Below are 23,472 nucleotides of genomic sequence, written 5' to 3' on the forward strand. Positions count from 1 at the left end.
GCGCCCACCCGCGGTGCGCGAGTCGCGCCGCGCCCGCGCCGCGCGGGCCGCTAGGACTTGCCGATCAACACGCCCGCGAGGAAGACCAGGCCGCCGCCCACCACGACCTGCAGAATCGAGAGCCAGAAGCTCAGCTGGAAGTACCGGTAGCGGATCAGCGCGATCACGACCAGTTCGACGCCGACCACCAAGTACGCGACCGCGAGCGCCAGCCCGATGTGCGGGATCAGAAACGGCAGCGCGTGGAGGATGCCGCCGATGAGCGTCGCGACCCCGGTGATCGTGCCGCGCGCAAACGGGTGCCCGCGGCCGGTGAGCTTGCCGGTATCCGACAGCGCCTCGGCGAAGCCCATGCTGATCCCCGCGCCGAGCGCTGCAGCGGTGCCGACGAGCAGCGCGGTGTGCGGGTTGCGTGTCGCGAACGCGGTCGCAAAGAGCGGCGCGAGCGTCGAAATCGATCCGTCCATGAGGCCGAGCAGAGCCGGCTGCACGACCTTGAGCAGATAACTGGTACTGTGCCGCTCGAGCGCCTCGAGATCCTGCTTGACCCCGGGGATCGTGACTTCGCCGCGGACCTCAGGCATCGCGCGCCGCCTCGGTCCCCCGTCCCACGCCGCGGCCGTGCGCGCCGCCGCGCGAGAACGCCGTCCCCCGCCGCGCGAACGCGCGGCAGCGCGGGCAGACACCGTGCAACTCGAACCGAGCGGATCGCACATCGAACCCGGCGCGCAAGGCGGTCCTCCGCTCAAAGGCCTCGAGCCGCGGATCGGCGACATCGGTCACCCCGCCGCAGCGCTCGCAGACCAGATTGACGTGGCGTCCCGCGCGGCCGTCGTAGCGCCGCACGCGTCCGCCCACTTCCTGGACGAGCCCGAGCTCCGCGAACAGGCCGAGCGTGGCGTAGATGGTCGCCCGGCCGACGCCAGGAAACCGTGCCCGGACCTCGGCGTAGACGGTTTCGACGCTCGGGTGCGTCGTCCGCCCGACGACGGCGTCGTAAATCGCCATGCGCTGCGGGGTGAGGCGGCCGCCGCGGCCGCGCAGCAGCCGGCGCAACCCGGCCCACGCCCCCGCCGGCCCGGCGGCGCGCGTCGTTTTCAGGACCGAGTTCTTATTAAGACTCATTATCGGTAATCTAACGGCCGGCCGGCCGCCTGTCAACGCCGCGTGACAGGGACCGTGCGCGCACGGGGCCAAGTATCTGTCAGATCCGCCGCGCGGGGAAACGCCCGTGCGTTCCCCGCGCGGGCGATTGTGTGGGAGGTGACGAATGCGCCTGGTAACCTTCGCGGCCCGAGGGCAGACCCGCGTGGGTGCTTGGGAAGGCGACTGGCTCATCGATCTCACCCGTGCGGCCCGCGAGCACTACGCGGCGCGGGGGGTGTCGCGGCCCGGCGCGCGGGCCCGCGTCTTGCTTCCGCCGTCGATGACCCAGGTGTTGGCCGGCGGCGACGAAGCGCTGGCATTCGCACGCGAGGTCGTGGGAGAAGTCCGCCGGGCGCTCGGCGGTGCGGGGGGGCGCGCGCTCGAGAGCGACGGGGTGGTCTGGCGCTCCGGCGACGTGCGCCTGCTGCCGCCGGTGCCCGCGCCGCCCAAGATCCTCTGCGTCGGACGCAACTACGCCGAACACGCCCGGGAAGGCGGCGGCGAGCCGCCGGAGATCCCGATCTACTTCGGCCGGTTTCCACACAGCCTGCTCGGCCCGGGCGAGCCGTACGTGCTGCCGTCGGTCAGCGGGCAGGTGGACTACGAAGGCGAACTGGCCGCAGTCATCGGACGGCGCGGACACGACATTCCGGAATCGCGGGCGCTCGACTACGTCGCCGGCTACACGCTCTTCAACGACATCTCCATCCGCGACTATCAGCGCCGGACGACGCAGTGGATGATCGGCAAGAACTTCGACCGCAGCGGTCCGCTCGGCCCGGCGCTCGTCACGCGCGACGAGGTCCCGGACCCGCAGTCGCTCACGCTCACGGTGGACGTGAGCGGGGAACGTCTCCAGGAAGCCGGCACCAACACGATGATCTTCTCGGTCGCCTACCTCATCGCGGACGTCTCGCGGGCGATGACGCTCGAGCCCGGCGACATCATCGCCACCGGCACGCCGAGCGGCGTGGGGTTCGCCCGCAAGCCGCCGCGCTGGCTGCGCGCGGGCGATACGGTCCGCATCTCGATCACCAAGGTGGGCGTTCTCGAGACGCCGGTGGTTGCCCCGGCGGGATGATCGCCCGGTCCCTCGGCGCGCTGGTGCTGCTCGCGATCGTCTGGGGTGGATCGATCCCGCTCACCAAACTCGGACTGCGTGACCTACCGCCGCTGACGCTCACGGCGCTGCGCTATCTGACCGCGGCGCCGTGCTTTCTCTGGATGCTGCGGGCACGCCGGCTGCCGGAGGCCCGCGGCACCGCGGCCGCGGCCGGTCTCGGGCTGCTCGGCATCGGTATCGGCCAGGTCGCGCAGACCCTTGGCGTCCGGCTGACCCCGGCGTCGGTGGCGACCGTCGTGTCGGCGCTCATTCCCGTCTTCGTGGTGGCCCTTGCGGCCGTGCGGCTGCGGCAGCCGGTGGGCGGTGTCCAGGCCGGGGGCCTCGTCGCCGCGCTCGCGGGGGTGGCGCTGGTCGCGGGCGGCGATCCGCGGACATGGGCGCGGCTCACGGCCGCCGGGGCGACGAGCGGCCAGGCAAGTCCGCATCTGCTCACCGGCGTAGGGCTCGTGCTGCTCTCCGCCGTCGCGGTGGCGCTCTATTACGTCTTGAGCGTCGAGTTGATCGAACGCCATTCGGTCCTCACGGTCGCGGCGATTAGTTCGCTCGCCGGCGCGGCGGCGCTCGTCCCCGTGTCGGCGTGGGAACTCGGGCACGCACCGGTGCGCATAACGCTCGAGGCGGCCGGCGTCGTGCTCTACCTCGGCCTCCTCGTCACGGTCGCGGGGTTGTGGGTCTGGTTCGGCGCGCTCGTCGCGCTGCCGGCCCGCATTCCCGCCGCGCTGCAGTACCTGCAGCCCCTCGTCGGCGTGTTCGCGTCCGCGGCGCTGTTCGGCGAGCAGTTGGACCGGTGGTTCTGGACGGGAACGGGGCTGGTGCTCGCGGGCATCGCGCTGACCGCCGGGACGCGCGCGCGGCCCGCATCTCGATAGAACGTAGCGGTCCCCCGGCAGCCGGGTATAACCTAGAAGACAAGTTGCGGCGGGGGCGGTCCGGTAACGCCATGCGACTCCGCCCGGACATGGTCGCCGGCTCCCGCCCTCGCCGTAATCCCCGCTCTGCGCCGGGATCGGCCTCCTTCACGCCGAGCGGCGCGGATAACGGAGGCGGTCAACGAGTGGTCCGGCCAGGGTCGGGGCGGCGCCGCACACAGGGCGGCTCCCCCCTTCCGCCGAATCCGCGTACCATGACCCCCACACGCGCAACGCCGACATACGCCACCGCGAGCAGGGCGACGCCGGTCGCCGCCCTGCTCGCGGCACTCGTCCTGCTCCTCGCGACGACCCTCGCCGGTCCGGCCTCCGCCGATCTGACGGTGAACGGCGACGCCGCCGCGTGGCGCGAGGTGACCGCGGCCTACCAGAAGCTCGGCGCGCTGTCGGGATACCGGATGAAGGCCGCGATGCCGCAGGGCAGCATGGTGGTGGAAGTCGTCCCGGCCACCGGCGCGATGCACTCCACGATGCAGATGCAGAATGGCGGCGCGGAATTCATCGTGGTCGGCGGCCAGTCACGGATGCGCACGACCGCGTCCGGCTCGCCGTCCGGATGGCGGTGCGTAAACGCTCCGCAGATACCGAGGATGAGCGACCCCACGGCCTTTCAGGGAACGGTAGACGTTGCACGCGCGCCCGACGCGGCGATCGACGGCGAACCCATGCACGTGTACGTCTACACGGTGCAGGGCGCCGGCGGCGGGCAGATGGGCGGCGCCGCCATCAAGAACACGCTCTACGTCGGCGCCGCGAACAGTCTGCCGCGGCGCGTCGTGCTCGCGACACCCCGCGGCGATCAGGCGATCGATTACTACGACTACGGCGCGGCGATTCAGATCACGCTGCCGCCCTGCGCGAGCGGTTCCTAGAGCGCCTGCCCGACCGGGATCGTGCCGACGGTGGAGTCCGCGCCCCAGACCTGACCGGGCCGCCGTTCAGCTGCCGGCGGCGGGAGCGCAGGCGTCACCTTCCACGGCGGCGGCCGCGGACGCGCGGAGGTCGCTGAGGAGATGCGCCGCGCCCGCCGCCCGATCCGACCAGAATCTCGCCGCGGCCCCCATCACATCCGCGTGCGCGGCATGGCGCGCCGAGGCCGCGCGGGCCTCGCCGCTGAGCCACCCGAGGACGGCCTCCGGCGCCTGCGACAGAAGCGCGGCGAGCGCGAACCTGCGCTCGCCGACGCGAAGGCCGAGGCCGAGATCGCGGGCCGCGCGGGCGAGATCGGCGCGCGTGAGGATGACCCCGCAGCGGACGGGCGCGAGCAGTCCGGCGACGAAACCGCGCGATCCTTCGAGCCGCGGATCCGGCAGCGGCGGCGCGGCGCGCAGATGCGCAGACAGCGCGGCCGCCCGAGCCTCGGCCGGGGAGTCTACTGCCTCTCCGGTCCGGGCGGCCTCCTCCGCGAGCGCGGCGCGAAGCAGTTCGGCCCACGCGCGGTACGCCCGCGGCGCGAGCGCCTCGACCCGGTCGAGGTACGGCGGCAACCACGAGACGAGATGCTCGTGCAGCAGGGCGGCCCGGGCTCGGCCCCGCAACAACCGGCGGGCCGGCTCGCGCTCGTCGTCCTCTCGCTCGAGCAGGCTCGCGTACAACCCGAGCAACGCGGCCAGGTGGTCCGGTTCCGGCGGCGGCGCGAGATGAAGGGCGCGCCAGAAGCCGGCGACGCGGTCGCGCGCCTCGCCGCCGAGCATCCCATCTGCCCCGAGGTACACCGACGCGTAGGGATAGAGGTGCAGGACGAAGAGGTCCGTGAACTCCGCGGCCCCCGGCACGCCCGGAAGACCGAGCGCCTCGCACACCCGCGCGTGACCGGGGGCGGGCGGCTCGCAGAGCACGCCGAGCGCGCGGAAGGCCTCCGCGCGCGGCGTGCCGGCGCCTCCGCCGGCCGTGGACGCGGCCGAGCCGATACTCACCGCCCCGCGCGCGCCGGGTCCGCGGGCGGCGTCCCCGAAGGCAGCCGGTAGGCGTCCTTCCCGGGACGGAGCGGACGCATCAGCCAGTGCGGACGGCGCGTGCCGTCCGGCGAGTGGCGGTCCGCCGGCCGCGCGAGGGCCAGCCACTCGCGGAAGACGGCGGCGGATTGCCGGGTGTCTACCGCGATGTCGCCGTAGCGGTCTCCCGGCGACGCGCGCCGGACGCGGACGGCCACGTGCCAGCAGTGCTGGCCGGAGATTGGGTCCGGGTGCACCGGAAACGTCAAGTTCTGGTGCACGCCCACATCCGTCCACCAGATCCTCAGGGTATCCCGGTCCGTTGACGCGTACGGGCCGGCCCCCGCGCGGCGCCGCATCCTCCACCGGCTCCCGCCGCCGTCGGCCGGCTCCCGGTCGAGGGACACCGCCGCCATCAACTGGCGCTGGCCGGTCTCCGTGCCCGTGGGGCGGTCGATCTTCCAGCGGCCCATGTGATGGCTGCACGCCACGACACCGGGTCGAATGCCTTCGGTGACCCACGCCTTGACCACGAAGTAGCCGATCTCGGTTTCCACGCGCACGAGGTCACCGGTGCGGACGCCGATCCGCGCCGCGTCCGAGGCATGCACCCACAGCGGGTTCGTGTGCGCGATCTCGTCGAGCCACTTCGCGTTCGCGCTGCGCGTGTGGACCTGCACCGGCAGGCGGAACGTCGAGATGAGCGGCATCTGGTCCGGCGCGAGGCACTCCGGATGCACGTGGCTCCGCGCGTAGGCGGGCAGCGCCATCTCCGGCCAGCCCCACCGCGCCATTGTCGACGAATAGAACTCGAGCCGGCCGGACGGCGTGGGGAACCCGCGCCGGATCGTGCCGTCGATCTCCACGCCGACCGGGCGGCGGCCCTCCGGGTCCGGATCCGGAAGGCCCTGCGGGACCACGTTGGGGTTCGCCGGCGCCGGCCCGCGTGTGTACGCGCGGCCGAACCGGTCGACGCGCGTATCGTCGAGTTCGGCGGCGGGAACCGGCTGGTCGTACAGCGGTCCGACGCCGCGCCTGATCTCGAACGCGCCGTACCGCCGCATGTACTCGAGCGGCGTGCAGCCCTCCGCGGCCGCGCGCTCGGGCAGGCCGGGCACCGAGTGCTCGAAGATATACGCGTAGTACTCGTCGATGCCGAGCTTCTCGCCCGGCCGCGTCTGGGACTCGAAATATTTGCGGATCCCGAGCGATCCGTCCGGGTCGACGCGCCACGACAGCTCGATCCAGAATTCGTTCTCCTCCCACACCTCGCCGGGGTTGACCTGGCGCGTGTCGGTGACGCGCTCGCCGAGGCGCTCCCGCGCCGCGCGCAGCACGGGCTGGCGGAAACCGATCCACTGGCCGTCGTACTGCTCGTAGGAGTGGAGGTCGTGGCGCTCCGAGCCGTGGCCCATCGGCAGAACGTAGTCGGCGAAGTAGGCGGTCTCGCTCCACGTCGGCGTCAGCGCGACGTGCAGCCCGAAGAGCCGCTCGTCGGTCAGCGCCTCGATCCAGGAGAAGCCGTCCGGGTTGGTCCAAACCGGATTGTAGACGCGCGTGAAGTACACTTGTACGCGACCGCGGCCCTCGCGCAGCAAGTGCGGCAGCAGGAACGACATCTCGTTGACCGCAAGCGGGTACTCACGCGGCCACGTCAGTTCGTTCCAGGCTTTCGGGTGAGACGGAACGTAGATCGGCTTCGGCACGAACTTGTTCCAGGCGTTCGGGTAGGTGCCGCCCGGCGTCGCCACCGCGCCGAGCAGGGCGTTCAGGAAGAACAGCGTGCGCGCCACCTGCCAGCCGCCGAGGTTGCCGGCGGCGGCGCTCCGCCACGTGTGGGTCGCGAGGCGCGTCCCGGCGCCGGCGACGGTATCCGCGATCTCGCGAAGCGTGGCGGCCGCCACGCCCGACTCGGCCTCCGCGTACTCGAAGGTGTACCGGGCGTAGACGGCGCCGAGGACTGCTTCGAACGTCTCGAACGTGTCGGGCCGATCCGGGTGCTCGGCGGCGAGGTACTCGCGCCAGTTCCACCAGCGCCGCACGAACTCGCGGTCGTACCGCCGCTCCGCGATGAGGTGGCGGGCGATCGCCAGCAGAATCGCGGCCTCCGAGCCGGGCCGTGGCGCGATCCAGTAGTCCGCGTGCGTCGCCGTGTTGGAAAGCCGCGTGTCCATGACGATCAGCTTCGCGCCGGCCTGCTTCGCCTCGATCACGCGCTGCGCGTGCGGGTTGAAGTAGTGGCCCGCCTCGAGGTGGCTGCTGATGAGCAGGATGACCTTGGCGTTGGCGTGGTCGGGGCTCGGACGGTCGAAGCCCAGCCAGTAGTGGTAGCCGGTCCGTCCGCCGCTCGAGCAGATGTTGGTGTGCGTGTTGTGGCCGTCGACGCCCCACGCGGCGAGCACGCGCTCGGTGAATCCGTCTTCGCCCGGCCGGCCGACGTGGTACATCACCTCGTTGTGCCGGCCCGCGGCGATCGCGGCGCGAATGCGCGACGCGATGTCGTCGAGCGCCTCGTCCCAGCCGACGCGCACCCAGGCGCCTTCGCCGCGCGCACCGGCCCGCTTGAGCGGAAAGAGGATGCGGTCCGGGTCGGTGACCTGGTTCAGCGTGGCGGGGCCCTTCGCACAGTTGCGCCCGCGCGAGCCCGGGTGCTCGGGGTTGCCCTCGAACTTCCGGACCTGGACGGTCTCGCGGTCCACGTAGGCGAGCAGCCCGCACGCCGACTCGCAGTTGAAGCAGGTCGTCGGCACGAGCATGTACCGCTTCTCGACCCGCCGCGGCCACGCGTGGGTGTCGAGCTCGACCCAATCGTCCCAGCGCTCCTTCGGCGGGAAAGCCGCGAGATGGACGCGGCTCGGCCCGGGATAGAAGGTCTCGCCGCGCTGCTCCGCCGCGTCGCGCGCCGCGCTGACGCGGCGGCCGAGATCGTCCGTCTTCATGCCAGCGGCACCGCCTGTCCCGCCTGCACGTAGGCGTGTTCGTACGCCAGGAGGCCCGCGAGCGCCAGCGCCGCCGCGAGGGCGCCGTTTTGCAGACCCGGCACCGCGCCGCCCGCCCCGACCGCGGCGGCCGCGAGGACGCCGAGGGCGCTCAGCGCGGCCCCCGGCCAGAAGATCCGGCCGTGCCGGCCGCCCGTCATTTCGTGCACCGCGAGGCACGCGTGCGCGGTCTCCCGGCGGCCGCCCGCCTCGACCCAGACCAGTCCGAGATGCGCGAGCCCGGCCGCGGCCATGACCGCGGCGAGCGGCCGCAACAGCGCGGGATCGAGCCGGCCGGCGCAGGGCAAGAGCGCGGCCGCCCCCGCGAGCAGCGCCTGCACGCCCAGGTGCGGGGCGAGCCACGGGCTCTCCCACAGATCGCGGGCGCGCGCCTGTGAAAAGAGGTAAGCGGTGTAGATCGCGGTGAGCGCGCCCGCGGCGAAGCCGGGCACGGCGAGCGCCGTCTGGAGCGGAGACGATCCCGCGATCCCGGCGAGGAGATCGAGCGCGAGCACGAGGCCGTACGCCGCGATGAGAAACGCGCCGCGCACGAGCCAGCTCTTCCACTGCGGCCGGGTGAAGATGAGATAGAACCGCTCGGGATGCTTGAGGTCGGCGATCAGCAGCACGCCGGTGACGGCGAGGAACACCGCGGCGAGCAGCGGCGCGCCCCACCGCCACAGCGGGCTCGCCGCGCGGAGCGCGCCCGATGCGAGAAGCAGCACCGCGACGAGGTAGGCGCCGGAGGCGATGCTCTTCGTCCAGGTGTACAGGCTCACGCGCCAGCCCCACGGCACTTGGTGCGGCGTGTCGTAGCTCAGAAGCGCCGCGGCCTGGGACGAGGCCCACCCTTCCGGCGCGCCCGACGTCACGCCGCCGTGGCCGCTGTGCTGCTCGCTCCACATGAACAGCCCGCCGTCCGGCCGCCGCGCCGCGAGCGGATCGAGCGTGGCGTCCCCCGCCCCCTTGTAGTACAGCTTGGGCAGCGTGGCCTTCTCCGGCTTGCGCACCCGGACCGGATCGGTCCGGACGATCCGCGCGACTTTCGACGACGGATCCTCGAGGTCGCCGACCAGGATCGCCTCGGTCGGGCAGACGACGACGCAGGCGGGTTCGAGCCCGACGTCGAGGCGGTGCGCGCAGAAGTTACACTTCTCCGCGGCGTGGTCGTCGGGGTTGATGAAGATCGCGTCGTAGGGGCACGCCGCGATGCACGCCTTGCACCCGATGCACACCGACTTGTCGAAGTCGACGATGCCGTCCGGCCGCCGGTACATCGCGGAGGTCGGGCACGGCGCGACGCACGGGGCGTCGTCGCACTGGTTGCAGCGGGTGACCTGGAAGGCGCGGCGCGCGTCCGGAAAGACGCCGGCGTCGACGTACTTCACGTAGGTACGCGTGACGCCGAGCGGAACGTCGTTCTCGGATTTGCAGGCGGTGGTACAGGCGTGGCACCCGATGCACCGGGTGTGGTCGATGACCTTGGCCCACTTCACCGTACTTGAATTCGCCGGTGCCGAAGACGCGGCCTGCAGCGTCGACGTCTCCGATCTGACGGCACAAAAGATCCGGGCCGGCGCGCGCAGCGCGCCGGCCCGGTATGCTATCGACGACCGAAGAACGTGACTGCCGGGATCGCGGCTACTCGCCGCCGCCTCCCGCGAGGGCCCCCGCGGGCTGGCCGCCGACCTCGTCCCAGATCTTCGTCTGGTTGGTCTCGGGCAGGAACAGCCCGCCGACGACAAACGAGAACAGCGCGGTCGCAATCGGCCACCACAGGATCGCGTAGATGTTGTGGGTGGCAGCCGCGATCGACGCCCCGATGATTGGGGTCAAGCCGCCGAACCAGCCGTTCCCCATGTGATACGGCACGGACATCGACGTGTACCGGATGCGGGCCGGGAAGTACTCGACCAGGAACGCCGCGATCGGTCCGTACACCAGGGTCACGTACAGGACCTGAATCAGCACGAGCAGCACGAGCACCGGCAGGTTGCCGGCGTTCGCCTTCATCGCGTGGTAGATCGGAATGTACGTCACGGCGGCGAGCAGGAGGCCGGCCATGATCACCTTCTTGCGGCCGATCCGATCCGACAAAGAGCCGAAGACCAGGAAGAACGGCGTCCCGATCGCGAGCGCGATCGCCACCACGATCGGGGGTGAGACGAAGTCCGTCTTCGGGAACACCTGCGTCTGCAGGAACAGCAGCGCGACGAACTGGCTGGTATACCAGACCGTGGCCTGGCCGGACGTCGCCCCGAGGAGCGCGAGAATAATCATCCTCCAGTTCTTGCCGCTGCCGAGGCTCTCCTTGAGCGGGTGCTGCGACGACTTGCCTTGGTCCTTGAGGCGCGCGAACAGAGGAGCCTCCGCGAGCCGCACGCGGATGTACATGGCGACGATCAGCAGCAGCGCCGAGACGAGGAAGGGCACCCGCCAGCCCCACGCTTTGAACGCCGCGTCGCCGAACGACAGCCGGCACACGAGCACGACGAGCAGCGACACCAACAGTCCGACCGTCGCGGTCGTCTGAATCCACGCGGTGTAGTAGCCGCGCTTTTCGTCCGGCGCGTGCTCGGCGATGTAGGTGGCCGCGCCGCCGTACTCCCCGCCGAGCGCGAGGCCTTGCATCAGCCGGAACAACACCAGCAGCGTCGGCGCCAGAATGCCGATCGACGCGTACGTCGGCACGAGGCCGGTCAGCGTCGTCGCGAGGCCCATGACGCTCAGTGTCACGAGGAACGCGTATTTCCGGCCGACCAGGTCGCCGATTCGCCCGAACACGACCGCGCCGAAGGGCCGGACGACGAAGCCGGCCCCCCAGACGGCCAGCGTGGAAAGAAGCTGAGCCGTGGGGTTCTCTTTCGGGAAAAACAGGGCGCCAAAGAATACCGCAAGGCTGGCGTAAATATAGAAGTCGTACCACTCAATAACGGTTCCTGCCGATGACGCGAGGATGATTTGCATGAGGCTGAGCGGCTTGGCGCCGCCCCGTGACATTGCGCCTACCTGTGCCGACATTCGCCACCTCTTCCGTTTTTCTGACGTTAGAGTCAGTGCAGCGGGCGCGACGACCCCATCGCGCGGTGACGCGCAGGTTCGGCTGATGTGGCCTGAGCGATTCGCCGGGTTGTTACAATTCCCTCCCCCATTACGCAGCCATCTCCGGGGGCTACGCCAGGCGGTAGACGCCGGGGGCGGTCTCCGGGAAACGCCGGTACACCTCCCCGTCGTGGCCGGGGCAAAGACGCCTTTCGTCCCCTTTGACGAGGTCCCGGATGCGCGCCATCGCGTCCATGCATTCCGGGATGCTGTTGATATGGATCGCCGGGGGGGCCCAGTCCGTGAGGTTCCGGTAGGTCGTCAGGGCGTCGTTCGCGATCACGAACGGCCCCGTCGCGGTCTCCACCACCACGATCTGCATGCCCGGCGAATGGCCGCCGACCCACTCCAGCCGGATCCCCTCCGCCGGTTGAGCGTTCCCCTCAATCGTGCGGAGCCGCCCGCTGCTGCGCAGCGCGTCGAGATCCGCGGTGAAGCAGTCGCTGATGAAGCGGCGGACCCACGGGTCCCGGCCGCCGCCGCCGGTCCAGAACTCCAGTTCGCGCCGCTGCACCCAGAACGTCGCCCGCGGCAGCCAGTCCTCGAGATCGAAATGGTCCCAGTGCAGGTGCGTGAGGATCACGGTCTCGATCGAGTCGGCGGACACGCCGACGGCCTCCAGCAGCTGGTAACGGGTCCGCGGGATCGCCTCGGCGGGCAGACCCTTCAGCGCGGCCAGGCGCGGCGTAAAGCCGGTATCGACGAGCACGGGCGACCCCGGTCCCCGAAGCAGCCACAGGAAGTACGCGGACGTCGTCATGCCCGTCCCGGCCGGATGCAGGTAGAGACGTGTCGACCAATCGACCTCCCTCGCCCCGGGGCTGAGCGCCAGGATTTCATAGGTTGCGGGCATCGATACTGTCACTTCCCTTCCTTCAAGAAATGGTGCGCGTCATCGCGTCGGTGCGCGGTGCTGCGGCGCGGATGTCTTCCACGCGCTCGCGCCGCGCTCCCGTCGGCCGCGTGCCGCGCCGGTCGCGAGGCGATGCCGCCCGTGCCGTAGAAGTCGGTCGGCGATGGAGCCTCGCACGCTCGTCCACTTCGATCGCCGGCCGATGCCTGAACTGCGGGCCGCGTTCCACTGGACCGTGCCGGCCGCGTACAACATCGCGGCGGACGTCTGCGACAAGTGGGCCGGCGACCGCGACCGGATCGCGCTCGTCGACGCGAGCGGCGACCCGCCGCGGTCCTACACGTTCGCCGAACTGCGCGACCGCTCGAACCGGTGGGCCAACGCGCTCGCGGCGCTCGGCATCGGGCCCGGCGACCGCGTCGCGGTCGTGATGTCGCAGCGTCCCGAGACCGCCCTCGCCCATCTCGCGGTATACAAGCTGGGCGCGGTCGCGGTGCCGCTCGCGACGCTCTTCGGTGAGGACGCGCTCGAGTACCGGCTGCGGGATTCCGGCGCCCGCGCGGTGGTGCTGGACGCGCAGGCGGCGCCGCGCTTCGCCCGGATTCGAGACCGGCTGCCGGATCTCGCGTCCGTCATCGCCGCCGACGCCGAGGCCCGGGCGATCCCCGGCGCGCTCGACGCGGCGGCGCTCGAAGAAGGGGGCTCCGACCGCCTCACGCCGCACGCGACGCGCGCGGACGATCCCGCGGGCATTCTCTACACGTCGGGGACCACCGGCCAGCCGAAGGGCGCGGTGCTGCCCCACCGCGCGCTGATCGGCCACCTGCCGGCGTTCTGCCTGTTCCACGATCTCGCGCCCCAACCGGGCGACCGGCTCTGGTCGCCGGCGGACTGGGCGTGGATCGGCGGCCTGTTCAACGTGCTGCTCGCGGGATGGCACTACGGCCTGCCGGTCGTCGCCTACCGGCAGACGCGGTTCGATCCGGAGCGCGCCTTCTGGCTGCTCGAGCGGTACGCCATCCGGAACACGTTCATCTTCCCCACCGCGCTCAAGCTGATGCGCCAGGTGCCGGCGGCGCGGCGCGCCGCGGGCCTGCGCCTGCGGTCGGTCTGCAGCGCCGGCGAGCCGGTCGGCGAGGAGCTGGTCGCGTGGGGGCGCGAGCATCTCGGGGTGACGATCAACGAGTTCTACGGCCAGACCGAGATGAACCTCGTCACCGGCAACTGCGGCGCCGCCCAGCCGGTCAAGCCGGGCAGCATCGGTACGCCGTATCCCGGCCACCGGGTCGAGGTGCTGGACGAGTCCGGCGCCCCGGCCCGCACGGACGAGGTTGGGGAGGTCGCGGTCCGGCGGCCGGACCCGGTGATGTTTCTCGGCTACTGGAACGACCCGGAGGCGACGGCGCGGAAGTTCCGCGGAGACTGGGCGCTCATGGGCGACCTCGCCGCGCGCGACGCGGACGGCTACCTCTGGTTCACGGCGCGCAAGGACGACCTCATCAAGAGCGGCGCCTACCGGATCGGCCCGGGCGAAGTCGAGGAGTGCCTGCTGCGCCACCCCGCCGTGGCCCTCGCGGCCGTGATCGGCGTCCCCGATCCCGAGCGCGGCCACAGCGTGAAGGCCTTCGTCTGCCTCGCCCCGGGCCGCGAGCCGTCCGCGGACCTCGTGTCCGACCTGCAGGAATGGGTCAAGACCCGCATCGGGTTCCACGCCTACCCGCGCCTCATCGAGTTCGTCGCCGAGCTGCCGCTGACGACAACCGGCAAGATGCAGCGCTACGTGCTGCGTGCGCGCGAGGCGGCGGCGCGGGGCGAGCCCGCGCAAGGGACCGCCCCGAAAGGACGAGAATCGGTCCGGTAGCCGGCGTCTTCCCCGAGACGTCCTTCCCGAGGTGACATTGTGGCTTTGACGATCGTAGGCCAATCTCCGGCCCGCATCGACGCGCGGGAGAAGTTGACCGGGCGCGCGGTGTTCACGGCCGACCAGGACCTCCGGGGCCTGCTGCACGCGCGGCTCGTCCTCAGCCCGCATGCGCATGCGAAGATCCGGAAGATTCCGGTGGATGCCGCGAAAGGCGTGCCCGGCGTGGTCGCGGTGCTGACCGCGGCCGATCTGCCGTTCGGCGAAGACGCGCCGAACGCGCGCGGCCGCTGTCTGCTGGCGCGCGGAGAGGCGCGGTTCCCGGGCGAGCCGGTGGCCGCGATCGTCGCGGAATCGGACGCCGCCGCCGCGGACGCGGCGGCCCGGCTGGCCGCCGCGATCGAGTACGACGCGCTGCCCGCGCTCATCGACCCGGTGGCGGCCGCCGACCGCTCGGCGCCGCTCGTCCAGCCGGGGCTGCAGGGCGCGAGCTCGGAGGCGGGCGCGCACGGCGCCGCGGCCGCCGCGCAGGAGGACGAGGAAAAGCCGGCCGGCAACGTGGCAAGCCGGGTGAAGTTCGCGCGCGGCGACATCGAGCGGGGCCTGCGCGACTCCGCCGTCGTCGTGCGGCGGACGTTCCGCACCGCCGTCGTGCATCAAGCCTACATCGAGCCGCACGCCGCGATCGCCGATTACGACCGCACGGCCCACCGGCTAACCGTGTGGACGCCCACTCAGGGCCTCTTCTACACGCGCGAGCAAACTGCCGGCGTGTTGGGACTGCCGGAGTCGTCCGTGCGGATCGTGCCGATGCCGGTCGGCGGCGGCTTCGGCGGCAAGATCTTGCTTCTCGAGCCGATCGCCGGCGCCCTCGCGATGGTCGTGGGGCGTCCGGTACGGCTCGTGCTGACCCGGGCGGAGGAGTTTCAAACCGCGACGCCGGCGCCGCAGTCGATCCTCGAAGTGGCGCTGGGCGCCTCGCGCGACGGCGAGTTCCGCGCGCTGCAGGCGCGCCTGCTGTTCGACGCGGGCGCCCTGCCGGGCGCCCCGGTGACGATCTGCGGACTGTTGATGGGCGGCGCGTATCGCGTCGCCAACCTCGACATCCGCGGCCGCGAGGTCCTCACGAACACTCCGCCGCAGGGAGCCTACCGGGCGCCGGGCTCCGTGCAGGCCGCGTTCGCGATCGAGTGCCTGGTGGACGAACTCGCGGCGGCGCTGGAGCAGGATCCGCTCGAACTGCGCGTCCGCAACGTCTCGCAGGAAGGCGATCCGATGCCCGACGGCGGGGCGTGGCCGCGGATCGGACTGCGTGAATCACTGGTCGCCGTACGCGAGAGCCGGCTCTGGCGGGAGCGGCCGCACCGCGGCGGCGGCGCTGGGGCGCGCGCCGCGGACGGCACGCCGGCCGGCACGGGGGTCGCGGTGGGCGGCTGGCTCGGCGGGCTCGAAGCGGCGAGCGCCTGCATCCGCCCGAACCCCGACGGCACGATCCACGTCGTCGTCGGATCGGTCGACATCAGCGGCAGCTCCACCTCGCTCGTGCAGATCGCCGCCGAGACGTTGGGCGTGCCGATGCAGCAAGTGCGGCTCGTCCCCGAAGACAGCGACGGCGCGCCGCAGTCCGGCATGTCCGGCGGCAGCAAGATTATCTATACGGTCGGTTCGGCGGTCGAGAAGGCCGCGGCCGACGCCAGGCGGCAGATCCTCGCGCTCGCCGCGAAGCGGTTGGAAGCGTCCGCGGCCGACCTCGACATCGTCGACGGCACGGTGCGGGTGCGCGGCGTGCCGTCGCGCGCGGTGGCCCTGGCGGACGTCATCAAGATGACGTCGGGCTTCGGCGCGCAGCACGCGCCGGTCTTCGGGACCGCGTCCGAGGCGATCACCACGCGCTCGCCCGCGTTCGGCGCGCACGTCGCCGCGGTCGACGTCGATCCGGACTCCGGGCGCGTCCGGGTCACCGGCTACGCGGTCGCGCAGGACGTGGGCAAGGCGATCAACCCGGCGCTCGTGCGCGGCCAGATCCACGGCGGGGTCGCCCAGGGGATCGGCTGGGCGCTCCTCGAGCAGGTGGTGTACGACGAAGGCGGGACGCTGACCACCGGCACCTTCGCGGACTACGCCCTGCCGCGATCGACCGACGTGCCGCCCGTCGACGTCCAGCTCGTCGAGGTGCCGTCGCCGCGCGGCCCCTTCGGCGCGAAGGGCGTCGGGGAGCCGCCGGTCGTTCCGGTCTCCGCCGCGATCGCGAACGGAATCGCCGATGCCACCGGCGCCAGGGTCGACAGCCTGCCGATTACGCCGCAGCGCGTCGTGTCCGCTCTCGCGTCGGCTGCGAAGCGGCGCGCGCCGGACGCGGGCGCCTCGCGCGTGCGGTAGGACCGCCGCGACAGCCCCGGGGGAGCGCGTGGCTCGCGCGTCGCCCCGGCATCAGCAGCAGCGCGCCGCGGAAGCCCTGCCCGTAACCCGCCCGAGGGGGCGGGCATTCGCGCCGCGAACCCCTGCTGCAATCCGCGCACCACGGGAGGTATGCATGCGCCGCCCTTGTCGGACGATGCTCGTGATGATCACCGTCAGCCTGCTCGCGGCGTTCCTCGGAACAACGGACCGCGCCACCGGAGGCCCCGCGGCGGCCCTGGTTCGGGTCGGACTGGATGTGGATGCCGGATCGGCGGATCCGCGGTATGCCCGCGATACGTCGGCGTTTCGCCTGGTGGAACTGGTGTACGACGGCCTCGTGTACCTCGACAACAAGGTCACGCCGGAGCCCGGCCTCGCGGTCTCGTGGGAGAATCCAACGCCCACCACGTGGGTGTTTCGTCTCCGGCACGGCGTCACATTTCATGACGGGACGCCCTTTACCGCCGACGACGTCGTTTACACTTTCGAGAGCATCCTGGCGCCGGATTCCAAAGCCCCCTACCGCGCCCTCTACACGCCGATCAGCACAGTCGAGAAACTGGATGCGTATACCGTCCGGTTGACGACGAAAACGCCGTACGCGCCGCTGCTCTCCTATCTGGACATCGGGATCGTGCCCAAGCACATCGCCGAGCGGGACCCGGCGTCGCTGGCGGCGCATCCCGTGGGGACAGGGCCCTTCATGTTTGTCAGCTGGGACCGGCAGTCGAAGATCGTTCTAGATGCCAATCCGCGCTACTGGGGCGGCGCGCCCAAGATGCGGGGCGTCGTCCTAGACATCGTCCCGGACAACACCGCCCGGGCCGCCGCGGTCCAGGCCGGGGATCTCGACCTCATCCACTCCCCCCTATCGCCACAGGACCTGCCGGCGCTTAGCCGGGCCGCCGACCTCAGCGTTACTAAAATGACGGGGCTCGGCATCACGTACCTCAACATGAACACGTCCGTGTGGCCCCTCGACGACATGCGCGTTCGTCGAGCGCTCGCGTACCTGACCGACCGGAAGACGATCGCGTCCAAGATCTACCAGGGGATGGATCAGCCCGCCACCTCCCTTCTGCTGCCAGGCTCCTGGGCCTACGGCCGCGGCGTTCGTCAGCCCGACTACGACCCGGCGCGGGCGCGGGCGCTCCTCCAGGAGGCCGGCTTCACGCTGCGCGGCGATGTGTACCAGAAGGACGGCCGCGCGCTCTCGATCGTGCTGAGCACCCACAGCGAGGACCCCAACCGGGTTCAGGCGGTCGAGTTCTTACAGAACGAGTGGCAGCGCAACGGCATCCAGGTGAAGGTTACGACGACCGAATGGCCCACGTTCTCGGGCGGTGTCCAGGCCTCCAAACACCAGGTTGCGCTGCTGGGATGGCTCTACCTCGTCGACCCCGACCGGCTGCTGTACAACCAGTTCGTCTCGAATGGCAGCCAGAACTGGGAACGGTATTCGAATCCAAAGGTCGATGCGCTGCTGGAGCGGGGCCGGACGACTCTGGACCGCGCGGCCAGAACCAAGATCTATCAGGAGGCAGCGGCCATCTTGGCGCAGGAGCAGCCCTACGACGTGCTGCTCTACCAGGGATACGTCGTCGTCCACACCCGCCGGCTCCATGGATTCGTGCCGAATCCGACGGGGAGCCTCAAGTCCCTCCGCGGCGCCGTCCTCGCGGCGCCGTGACGCCAGGTGAACGGTTCAGGCCGGCCGTGACGCGCTGACCGCGCGGACGGCAGATCGTCCGTGCCGAAACGGTCCGGACGCCGCACGCGATGGCCTGGTACATCGTCCGCCGCCTCGTTCAGATGCTGCCGGTGCTTGCGGGCATTTCGCTGCTCGTGTTCGGCCTGCTGCACCTGATCCCGGGCGATCCGGCGGCGGTCTTTCTCGGCCAGCAGGCGACATCCGAGGACATCGCCCGTCTCCGGCACGCGATGCGCCTCGACCGCCCGATCTGGGAACAGTTCGGCGAGTATCTGTGGCGGGCCGCCCAGGGCGACCTTGGCACGTCCAACTTCCAGGGAGGGCAGCAGGTCACCGCGCTGATCGGCGCCCACCTGCCGGCCACGGCGGAGCTGGCGGTGGCGGCCGCGGTCTTGGCGGTCGCCGTCGGAATCCCGGTGGGGGTGGTGAGCGCGGTCCGGCGCGGGTCGCTGGTCGATGTCATCAGCATGGCGGCTGCCCAAATCGGCGTCTCGATGCCGGTGTTTTGGCTCGGCATTCTCTTGATTCTGCTGTTCGCGCTTGAGCTGCGGTGGCTGCCTACCTTTGGGCGCGGTGACCCCATGGGCGCGGCCGTCGCGGCGCTCCTGCGAGGGGACGGCCGGCCGCTGGGCGGCAGCCTCCGGCACCTCGTCATGCCGGCCGTCACGTTGGGCGCCGGCGCCGTGGTGCTCATCGCCCGCATGGTCCGCTCCGCGATGCTCGAAGTCCTGGGTCACGATTACGTCCGCACGGCCCGATCCAAAGGCCTCCCCGACCGGGTCGTCATCTACCGGCATGCGCTGCGCACCGCGGTGCTTCCGGTGATTACGATTGTGGGACTGCAGGTGGGCGCGCTACTCGGCGGAGCCGTCGTAACGGAAACCGTCTTCGCGTGGCCCGGGATCGGGCAGTTGCTCGTGAACGCGATCGGTCAACGTGACTTCCCCGTGGTGCAGGGGACAGTGCTGGCGATCGCGGTGGTGTTTGCGTGCATCAACCTGATCGTCGACGTCGCGTATGCCTGGCTCGATCCACGGATTCGGTACGGTTAAGGGGCACCGGTGAGGCAGGCGCTTCGGTCCAGATCGGCGGCGGTCGGCGGGACTCTCGCGCTCGCGATCGTGCTGGCCGCGGCCTTTGCGCCGTGGCTCACGCCTTACGACCCGTTCCAGATGGTGATGGGCGACCGCCTCCAGGGGCCGTCGTGGACGCACCCGCTCGGCACCGACGCCTTCGGCCGCGACATGTGGGCGCGCATGGCGCTTGGGGCCCGGTACTCCCTGCTCGTCGCGATGCTCGGCGTGGCGATCGCGTCCTCGATCGGGATGTGCGCCGGACTGCTGGCCGGCTACTACGGCGGCTGGACCGACACGCTCATCGGCCGGGCCATTGATGTCTTTCTCGCCTTTCCCGTCATTCTGCTCGCAATCGCGCTGGTCGCGGCCCTCGGACCGAGCCCCGCGAATACGATGATCGCCATCGGCCTGGTGTACTGGACCACCTACGCGCGGGTGGTGCGGGCGACGGTCATGGCCACACGGAATGCCGAGTACGTACTCGCCGCCAGGGCGATAGGACTCTCCAACGCCCGCATCCTCCTTGCCCACGTGCTGCCGAATGTGGTCGCGCCCGTCATCGTCATCGCCACCCTCGGCATGGGGGGCGCGATCGTGATCGAATCGACGCTGAGTTTCCTCGGACTCGGCGTGCAGCCGCCGGCGCCGTCGTGGGGGTGGACCCTCGCGCTCGGCATGCGCTACATGCGGCAGGCGCCGCATCTGGCCGTGGTGCCCGGCGTGGCGATCATGGCGACGGTGCTGGCGTTCAACCTGCTTGGGGACGGCGTGCGCGATCTCACCGATCCGAGGCTGCGCGGACGGTGAGGGAAGACGGAACAACGAGCGGACAAAAGGGGGGACGGCTTTGTCGGTGACGACGCGATATCTGCCGGCGGCAGTGGCGACGCTCGCCAGCGGTGCGGAGATCAGGGTACCCATTCATGAAGTGACGGGCCGGGCGGGCGCGGGACCGACCCTCGGGCTTTCCGCCTGCATCCACGGGGACGAGCAGGTCTCCACGGAGATCATCTACCGGTTGCTGCAGCGGATCGATACCGGGGCCCTGCGCGGCCGGCTGCTCGTCGTCCCGGTCGCCAATCCGCTCGCCTACGAGGCGATCACCCGGCACACGCCGCTCGACATGCAGAACCTCAACCGGGTCTTTCCCGGCGGCGGCGAGGGCTTCTTCACACATCAGTTGGCGGAGGTGCTGACCGCGGAGTTTCTGAGCAAGCTCGACTACTACGTGGACCTCCACGCCGGCGGCGCGTACGCAACGGTGGACTACGTGTACATCACCAACGCAGAGACGCTGTCGCGGGCGTTCGGCTCGCCGATCTTGTTTCGCCCGCCGCAGGGGTACGGCTATCACGGCTCCTCTTCCTCGTATACGGTGAAACGGGGCGTTCCTTCCGTGACCGTCGAATTAGGGGGCGGGGCGGTCGATCAGGGCCGGTACGTGGAACGCGGGGTGGCGGGGATCCTGAACGTCATGCGCGCGGCCGGACTGCTCGAGGGAGAGCCTGCGTCCCCGCCCCGCCAGACCGTGTTACGCACGCTGGTCACTCTGCGGCCCCGAGCCGGTGGCCTGCTCCTTCCGGAGGTCACGGCGCTCGGCGCGAGCCTGCCCCAAGGGACGGTCCTCGGGCGCACGCTGAGTCCGTACACCTTCGACGAACTCGAAGTCTTCCGCGCGCCCTTCGAGCCCAGCGCCACCGTCCTCCTCAGGCTCACGCCGTGCCGCATCAATCCCGGCGACTACGGCTACATGATCGGCGATCTATCCACGGCGGAATAACGGAATCTGCCCGGCGCGCGCGAGGGGCGGGGACAGGCGGTCAGGTCGAGAAACGCCTGAGCCGGGGCGACGTCAGCACCGCCGGGTTCAAGACCCGCTCCGGCGCGCCGCGCAGAAGCGCCGCCACGTCCTCGCATGCGCCCTGATAGAACACCACGTAGTTTTCGAACGTCACATAGCCGAGGTGCGGCGAGAGCACGAGGTTGTCGAGCTCCAGGAACGGATGCTCCGCCGGCAGCGGTTCCTCACCGTAGACGTCGAGCGCCGCTCCCGCGATCTTCCCCGCCCGTAGGACCTCGAGCAGCGCCGCCTCATCGACGATCGGGCCCCGTGACGTGTTGACGAGATACGCGGTCGGCTTCATCCGTGCGAAGTCGGCGGCCCCGATGAGGCCCCTCGTGCGGGGGCTGAGCTGCAAGTGAATCGTCACGACGTCGGCCCGCTCGAGCAGTGCTTCCTTCGTAACGCGCGCCGCGCCGCATTCCGCGGCGCGCTCGGGGGTCAGGTTCTGGCTCCAGCCGAGGAGCCGCATCCCAAACGCGCGCCCGATCGCGGCGACCTGGGAGCCGAGCCGGCCGAGGCCGATCACGCCCAGCGTCTTGCCGTGGAGGCCCGAGCCCAGCGACGTCTGCCAGCGGCCCGCGCGCGTCGCCCTGTCCTCCTGCGGAATCCGCCGCACGACCGCGAGGATCAGCGCCCACGTTAGCTCCACCGTCGGCGGCGCGAGCCCGTCGGTCCCGGCGACGACGATCCCGAGGCGCGTCGCCGCCTCGACGTCGATCGACGCGTTGCGCATGCCGGTCGTGACCAGGAGGCGCAGGCGCCGCAGCCCGGCCAGCGTCCGCTCGGGAAACGGCGTGCGCTCACGCATCGCCACGATCGCGTCGAAGGGCGCGAGCCGCCGGAGCAGCGCAGCCTCGTCGCGCACGTGGTCGCGAAACGCCTCGACCGCCACCCGCGGGCCGAGCGACGCCCAGTCGGCCAGCTCGAGCCCGACTCCCTGGTAGTCGTCGAGCAGCGCGACGCGAAACTCGCCGCCATCGCGCTGCCGGTCAGAAGACATGCGCGCCGCTCCAGGCGAGATCACGGTCGAGCGGCCAGATGGGCCGGCGGACGTGCGCGAAGCGGAAGCGTTCGAGGTTCGGGTTGGCGGCGCCGGGGGCGTCCACCTCGATGATGGCGCTCGTGATCGGCTCGAAGTCCGCGCGGAAATGGCCGCGCGATTTGATCACGAGCAGCGGCTCGCGCTCCGGGTCCACCCCGCCGACGCGGAAGAACCCGCGGTCGTTGGCCGCGTGCCGGACCGAGGTCACGACGATCTTGAGGCCGCCGGCGTCGATCTGCGCGGTCGGTCCGCAGCGCATCGTGCGGCCGCGCACCACCGGGCCCGCGCCGACGAACTCGCCGCTGCCGAGGTGCGCGACGCGCCCCGTTACCTCGACCGGCGCTCCGTACGCGGCCGGCGCCACTTTGCCGCCGACCCGGAAGGTACCCGCCTTCCCAAGCCCAACCTCCGCCGCCCGCCGGGCCGTCTCGGGATCCCAGACGCAGGCGACCGCGCCCTGCGCGCCGCACCGCACCAGCTCGCGGAGCAGTTCGGTCGTATCGCCGGTCCCGCCGCCGCCGGGATTGTCGGCGACGTCGGCCAGCGCGACCGGCCCGGCGGGACGGGCCGCGACGAGCCGCAGCGCCTGCGCCACGGCGTCGGAGACCGCGGGCAGCGGTTTCAGGAACGCCTCCCTCAGGCTCCACGCGCGCCGGCCCATCGCGGCGGCGCACGCGCGCCCGGCCGCGGGGTCCGTCGCCGTCACGAGCACCGCGGCACCCGCCTGATCGAAGTCCGCGTACGGGAAACCGCCGAACACCGAGACGTCCACGATGTCGGGCTTTGTCTCCCACGCGCGTCCCTCGACGTTGAGATCGTGCATCGGCCCTTCCGCGGTCCGCATGTTGATCGTGGGCGGCAGCATGGGCGGCTTGGCGATGTACACCTTCGGACGCGGCAGCTCACCACGCAGGATCCGTGCGAGGCACTGCGCCGCGTCGGCCCCCCGCTCGTACGGGTCGACGTGGGGGTTCGTCCGGTAGACGAACACGCCGTCGACGCTCTCGCAGAACGGCGGCGTCATGTTGCCGTGCAGGTCGAGCTCGACGATCAGCGGCACTTCCGGACCGACCGCGGCGCGGACGTGCCGGCAGATGTCGCCTTCCGCATCCGGGGCGCCCTCGGAGCACATCGCGCCGTGCAGGTGGAGCAGCACCCCGTCGACGGGGCCCGCCGCGCGCAGCCGCGCGACAAGCCGGTCGCGGAGCGCGGTGTGCGCCGCCGCCTGCACGTTGCCCGACGGCGTCGCGCCGGCGGTCAGCGTGCCCGCGACCTGCCAGCGTTCGCCGGCGGCGACCTCCAGAAAGCCGCCGAGACCCGTCTTGGCGCCGGTGTGCTCGCGGACGAGGGCGTCCCCCTCGAGGATGCCCTCCCCTTCCTGAAACGACTCGAGCGTCGTCGGCACCGGCGAAAACGTGTTGGTCTCGTGCGAGATCCGTCCGATCGCGATCTTCGGCACAGCGGTCACACCTCT

18 protein-coding genes are annotated in these 23,472 nt (G+C 71.2%); 9 read left to right on the forward strand and 9 right to left on the reverse strand.

What is annotated here, in order from left to right:
- Positions 1 to 50: 50 nt before the first annotated feature.
- Together VFL28_06545 and VFL28_06550 are read right to left on the reverse strand one after the other, a co-directional pair.
- Complete coding sequence (locus VFL28_06545) at positions 51 to 584, reverse strand: VIT family protein (protein HET7264310.1); 534 nt, start codon at positions 582 to 584, stop codon at positions 51 to 53.
- On the reverse strand, positions 577 to 1,125 hold the full coding sequence (locus tag VFL28_06550; GenBank protein HET7264311.1) for a transcriptional repressor: 549 nt from the start codon (positions 1,123 to 1,125) through the stop codon (positions 577 to 579). Before VFL28_06550 ends, VFL28_06545 begins: the two co-directional genes overlap by 8 nt.
- Positions 1,126 to 1,270: 145 nt before the next feature.
- Between VFL28_06550 and VFL28_06555 the strand changes: the two genes are divergently transcribed.
- The 3 genes from VFL28_06555 to VFL28_06565 all read left to right on the forward strand — a co-directional run bounded on the left by VFL28_06555 (position 1,271) and on the right by VFL28_06565 (position 4,070).
- On the forward strand, positions 1,271 to 2,227 hold the full coding sequence (locus tag VFL28_06555) for a fumarylacetoacetate hydrolase family protein (GenBank protein HET7264312.1): 957 nt from the start codon (positions 1,271 to 1,273) through the stop codon (positions 2,225 to 2,227).
- Positions 2,224 to 3,138, forward strand: a complete 915-nt coding sequence (locus tag VFL28_06560; protein HET7264313.1) for a DMT family transporter — start codon at positions 2,224 to 2,226, stop codon at positions 3,136 to 3,138. Before VFL28_06555 ends, VFL28_06560 begins: the two co-directional genes overlap by 4 nt.
- Positions 3,139 to 3,392: 254 nt before the next feature.
- Positions 3,393 to 4,070 (forward strand): hypothetical protein, encoded by a 678-nt coding sequence (locus VFL28_06565; GenBank protein HET7264314.1) that lies wholly within the window; start codon positions 3,393 to 3,395, stop codon positions 4,068 to 4,070.
- 66 nt (positions 4,071 to 4,136) lie between these two features.
- Here the strand turns inward: VFL28_06565 and VFL28_06570 are convergent, their stop codons facing one another.
- The 5 genes from VFL28_06570 to VFL28_06590 all read right to left on the reverse strand — a co-directional run bounded on the left by VFL28_06570 (position 4,137) and on the right by VFL28_06590 (position 12,065).
- Positions 4,137 to 5,114 carry a molecular chaperone TorD family protein gene (locus tag VFL28_06570; GenBank protein ID HET7264315.1) on the reverse strand — a complete coding sequence of 326 codons (978 nt, stop codon included), beginning with the start codon at positions 5,112 to 5,114 and terminating at the stop codon, positions 4,137 to 4,139.
- On the reverse strand, positions 5,111 to 8,071 hold the full coding sequence (locus VFL28_06575; protein HET7264316.1) for a molybdopterin-dependent oxidoreductase: 2,961 nt from the start codon (positions 8,069 to 8,071) through the stop codon (positions 5,111 to 5,113). The genes VFL28_06570 and VFL28_06575 overlap by 4 nt, the downstream gene beginning before the upstream one ends.
- A complete protein-coding gene (locus VFL28_06580) occupies positions 8,068 to 9,606 on the reverse strand; it encodes a 4Fe-4S dicluster domain-containing protein (GenBank protein HET7264317.1) in 1,539 nt (512 codons plus the stop codon). Before VFL28_06580 ends, VFL28_06575 begins: the two co-directional genes overlap by 4 nt.
- A 145-nt stretch (positions 9,607 to 9,751) precedes the next feature.
- Positions 9,752 to 11,131, reverse strand: a complete 1,380-nt coding sequence (locus VFL28_06585) for an MFS transporter (protein ID HET7264318.1) — start codon at positions 11,129 to 11,131, stop codon at positions 9,752 to 9,754.
- 151 nt (positions 11,132 to 11,282) lie between these two features.
- Complete coding sequence (locus VFL28_06590; GenBank protein HET7264319.1) at positions 11,283 to 12,065, reverse strand: N-acyl homoserine lactonase family protein; 783 nt, start codon at positions 12,063 to 12,065, stop codon at positions 11,283 to 11,285.
- Between the two features lie 163 nt (positions 12,066 to 12,228).
- Between VFL28_06590 and VFL28_06595 the strand changes: the two genes are divergently transcribed.
- The 6 genes from VFL28_06595 to VFL28_06620 all read left to right on the forward strand — a co-directional run bounded on the left by VFL28_06595 (position 12,229) and on the right by VFL28_06620 (position 20,893).
- Positions 12,229 to 13,926, forward strand: coding sequence for an AMP-binding protein (locus VFL28_06595; protein HET7264320.1), 1,698 nt, complete (start codon positions 12,229 to 12,231; stop codon positions 13,924 to 13,926).
- 39 nt (positions 13,927 to 13,965) lie between these two features.
- Positions 13,966 to 16,305, forward strand: a complete 2,340-nt coding sequence (locus VFL28_06600) for a xanthine dehydrogenase family protein molybdopterin-binding subunit (GenBank protein HET7264321.1) — start codon at positions 13,966 to 13,968, stop codon at positions 16,303 to 16,305.
- Between the two features lie 154 nt (positions 16,306 to 16,459).
- Positions 16,460 to 18,016 carry an ABC transporter substrate-binding protein gene (locus VFL28_06605; GenBank protein ID HET7264322.1) on the forward strand — a complete coding sequence of 519 codons (1,557 nt, stop codon included), beginning with the start codon at positions 16,460 to 16,462 and terminating at the stop codon, positions 18,014 to 18,016.
- A gap of 89 nt (positions 18,017 to 18,105) precedes the next feature.
- Positions 18,106 to 19,089, forward strand: coding sequence for an ABC transporter permease (locus VFL28_06610; protein HET7264323.1), 984 nt, complete (start codon positions 18,106 to 18,108; stop codon positions 19,087 to 19,089).
- Positions 19,090 to 19,098: 9 nt separating this feature from the next.
- Positions 19,099 to 19,920, forward strand: coding sequence for an ABC transporter permease (locus VFL28_06615; protein HET7264324.1), 822 nt, complete (start codon positions 19,099 to 19,101; stop codon positions 19,918 to 19,920).
- Positions 19,921 to 19,966: 46 nt separating this feature from the next.
- On the forward strand, positions 19,967 to 20,893 hold the full coding sequence (locus VFL28_06620; GenBank protein ID HET7264325.1) for a M14 family metallopeptidase: 927 nt from the start codon (positions 19,967 to 19,969) through the stop codon (positions 20,891 to 20,893).
- A 40-nt stretch (positions 20,894 to 20,933) separates the two neighbouring features.
- Here the strand turns inward: VFL28_06620 and VFL28_06625 are convergent, their stop codons facing one another.
- Both VFL28_06625 and VFL28_06630 read right to left on the reverse strand, forming a co-directional pair.
- On the reverse strand, positions 20,934 to 21,956 hold the full coding sequence (locus VFL28_06625; protein ID HET7264326.1) for a D-2-hydroxyacid dehydrogenase family protein: 1,023 nt from the start codon (positions 21,954 to 21,956) through the stop codon (positions 20,934 to 20,936).
- Positions 21,946 to 23,457: a M81 family metallopeptidase gene (locus VFL28_06630; protein HET7264327.1), complete on the reverse strand. Its 1,512-nt coding sequence runs from the start codon at positions 23,455 to 23,457 to the stop codon at positions 21,946 to 21,948. The genes VFL28_06625 and VFL28_06630 overlap by 11 nt, the downstream gene beginning before the upstream one ends.
- Positions 23,458 to 23,472: the final 15 nt, after the last annotated feature.

This window comes from bacterium, from assembly GCA_035691305.1.
GTDB lineage: Bacteria > Sysuimicrobiota > Sysuimicrobiia > Sysuimicrobiales > Segetimicrobiaceae > DASSJF01.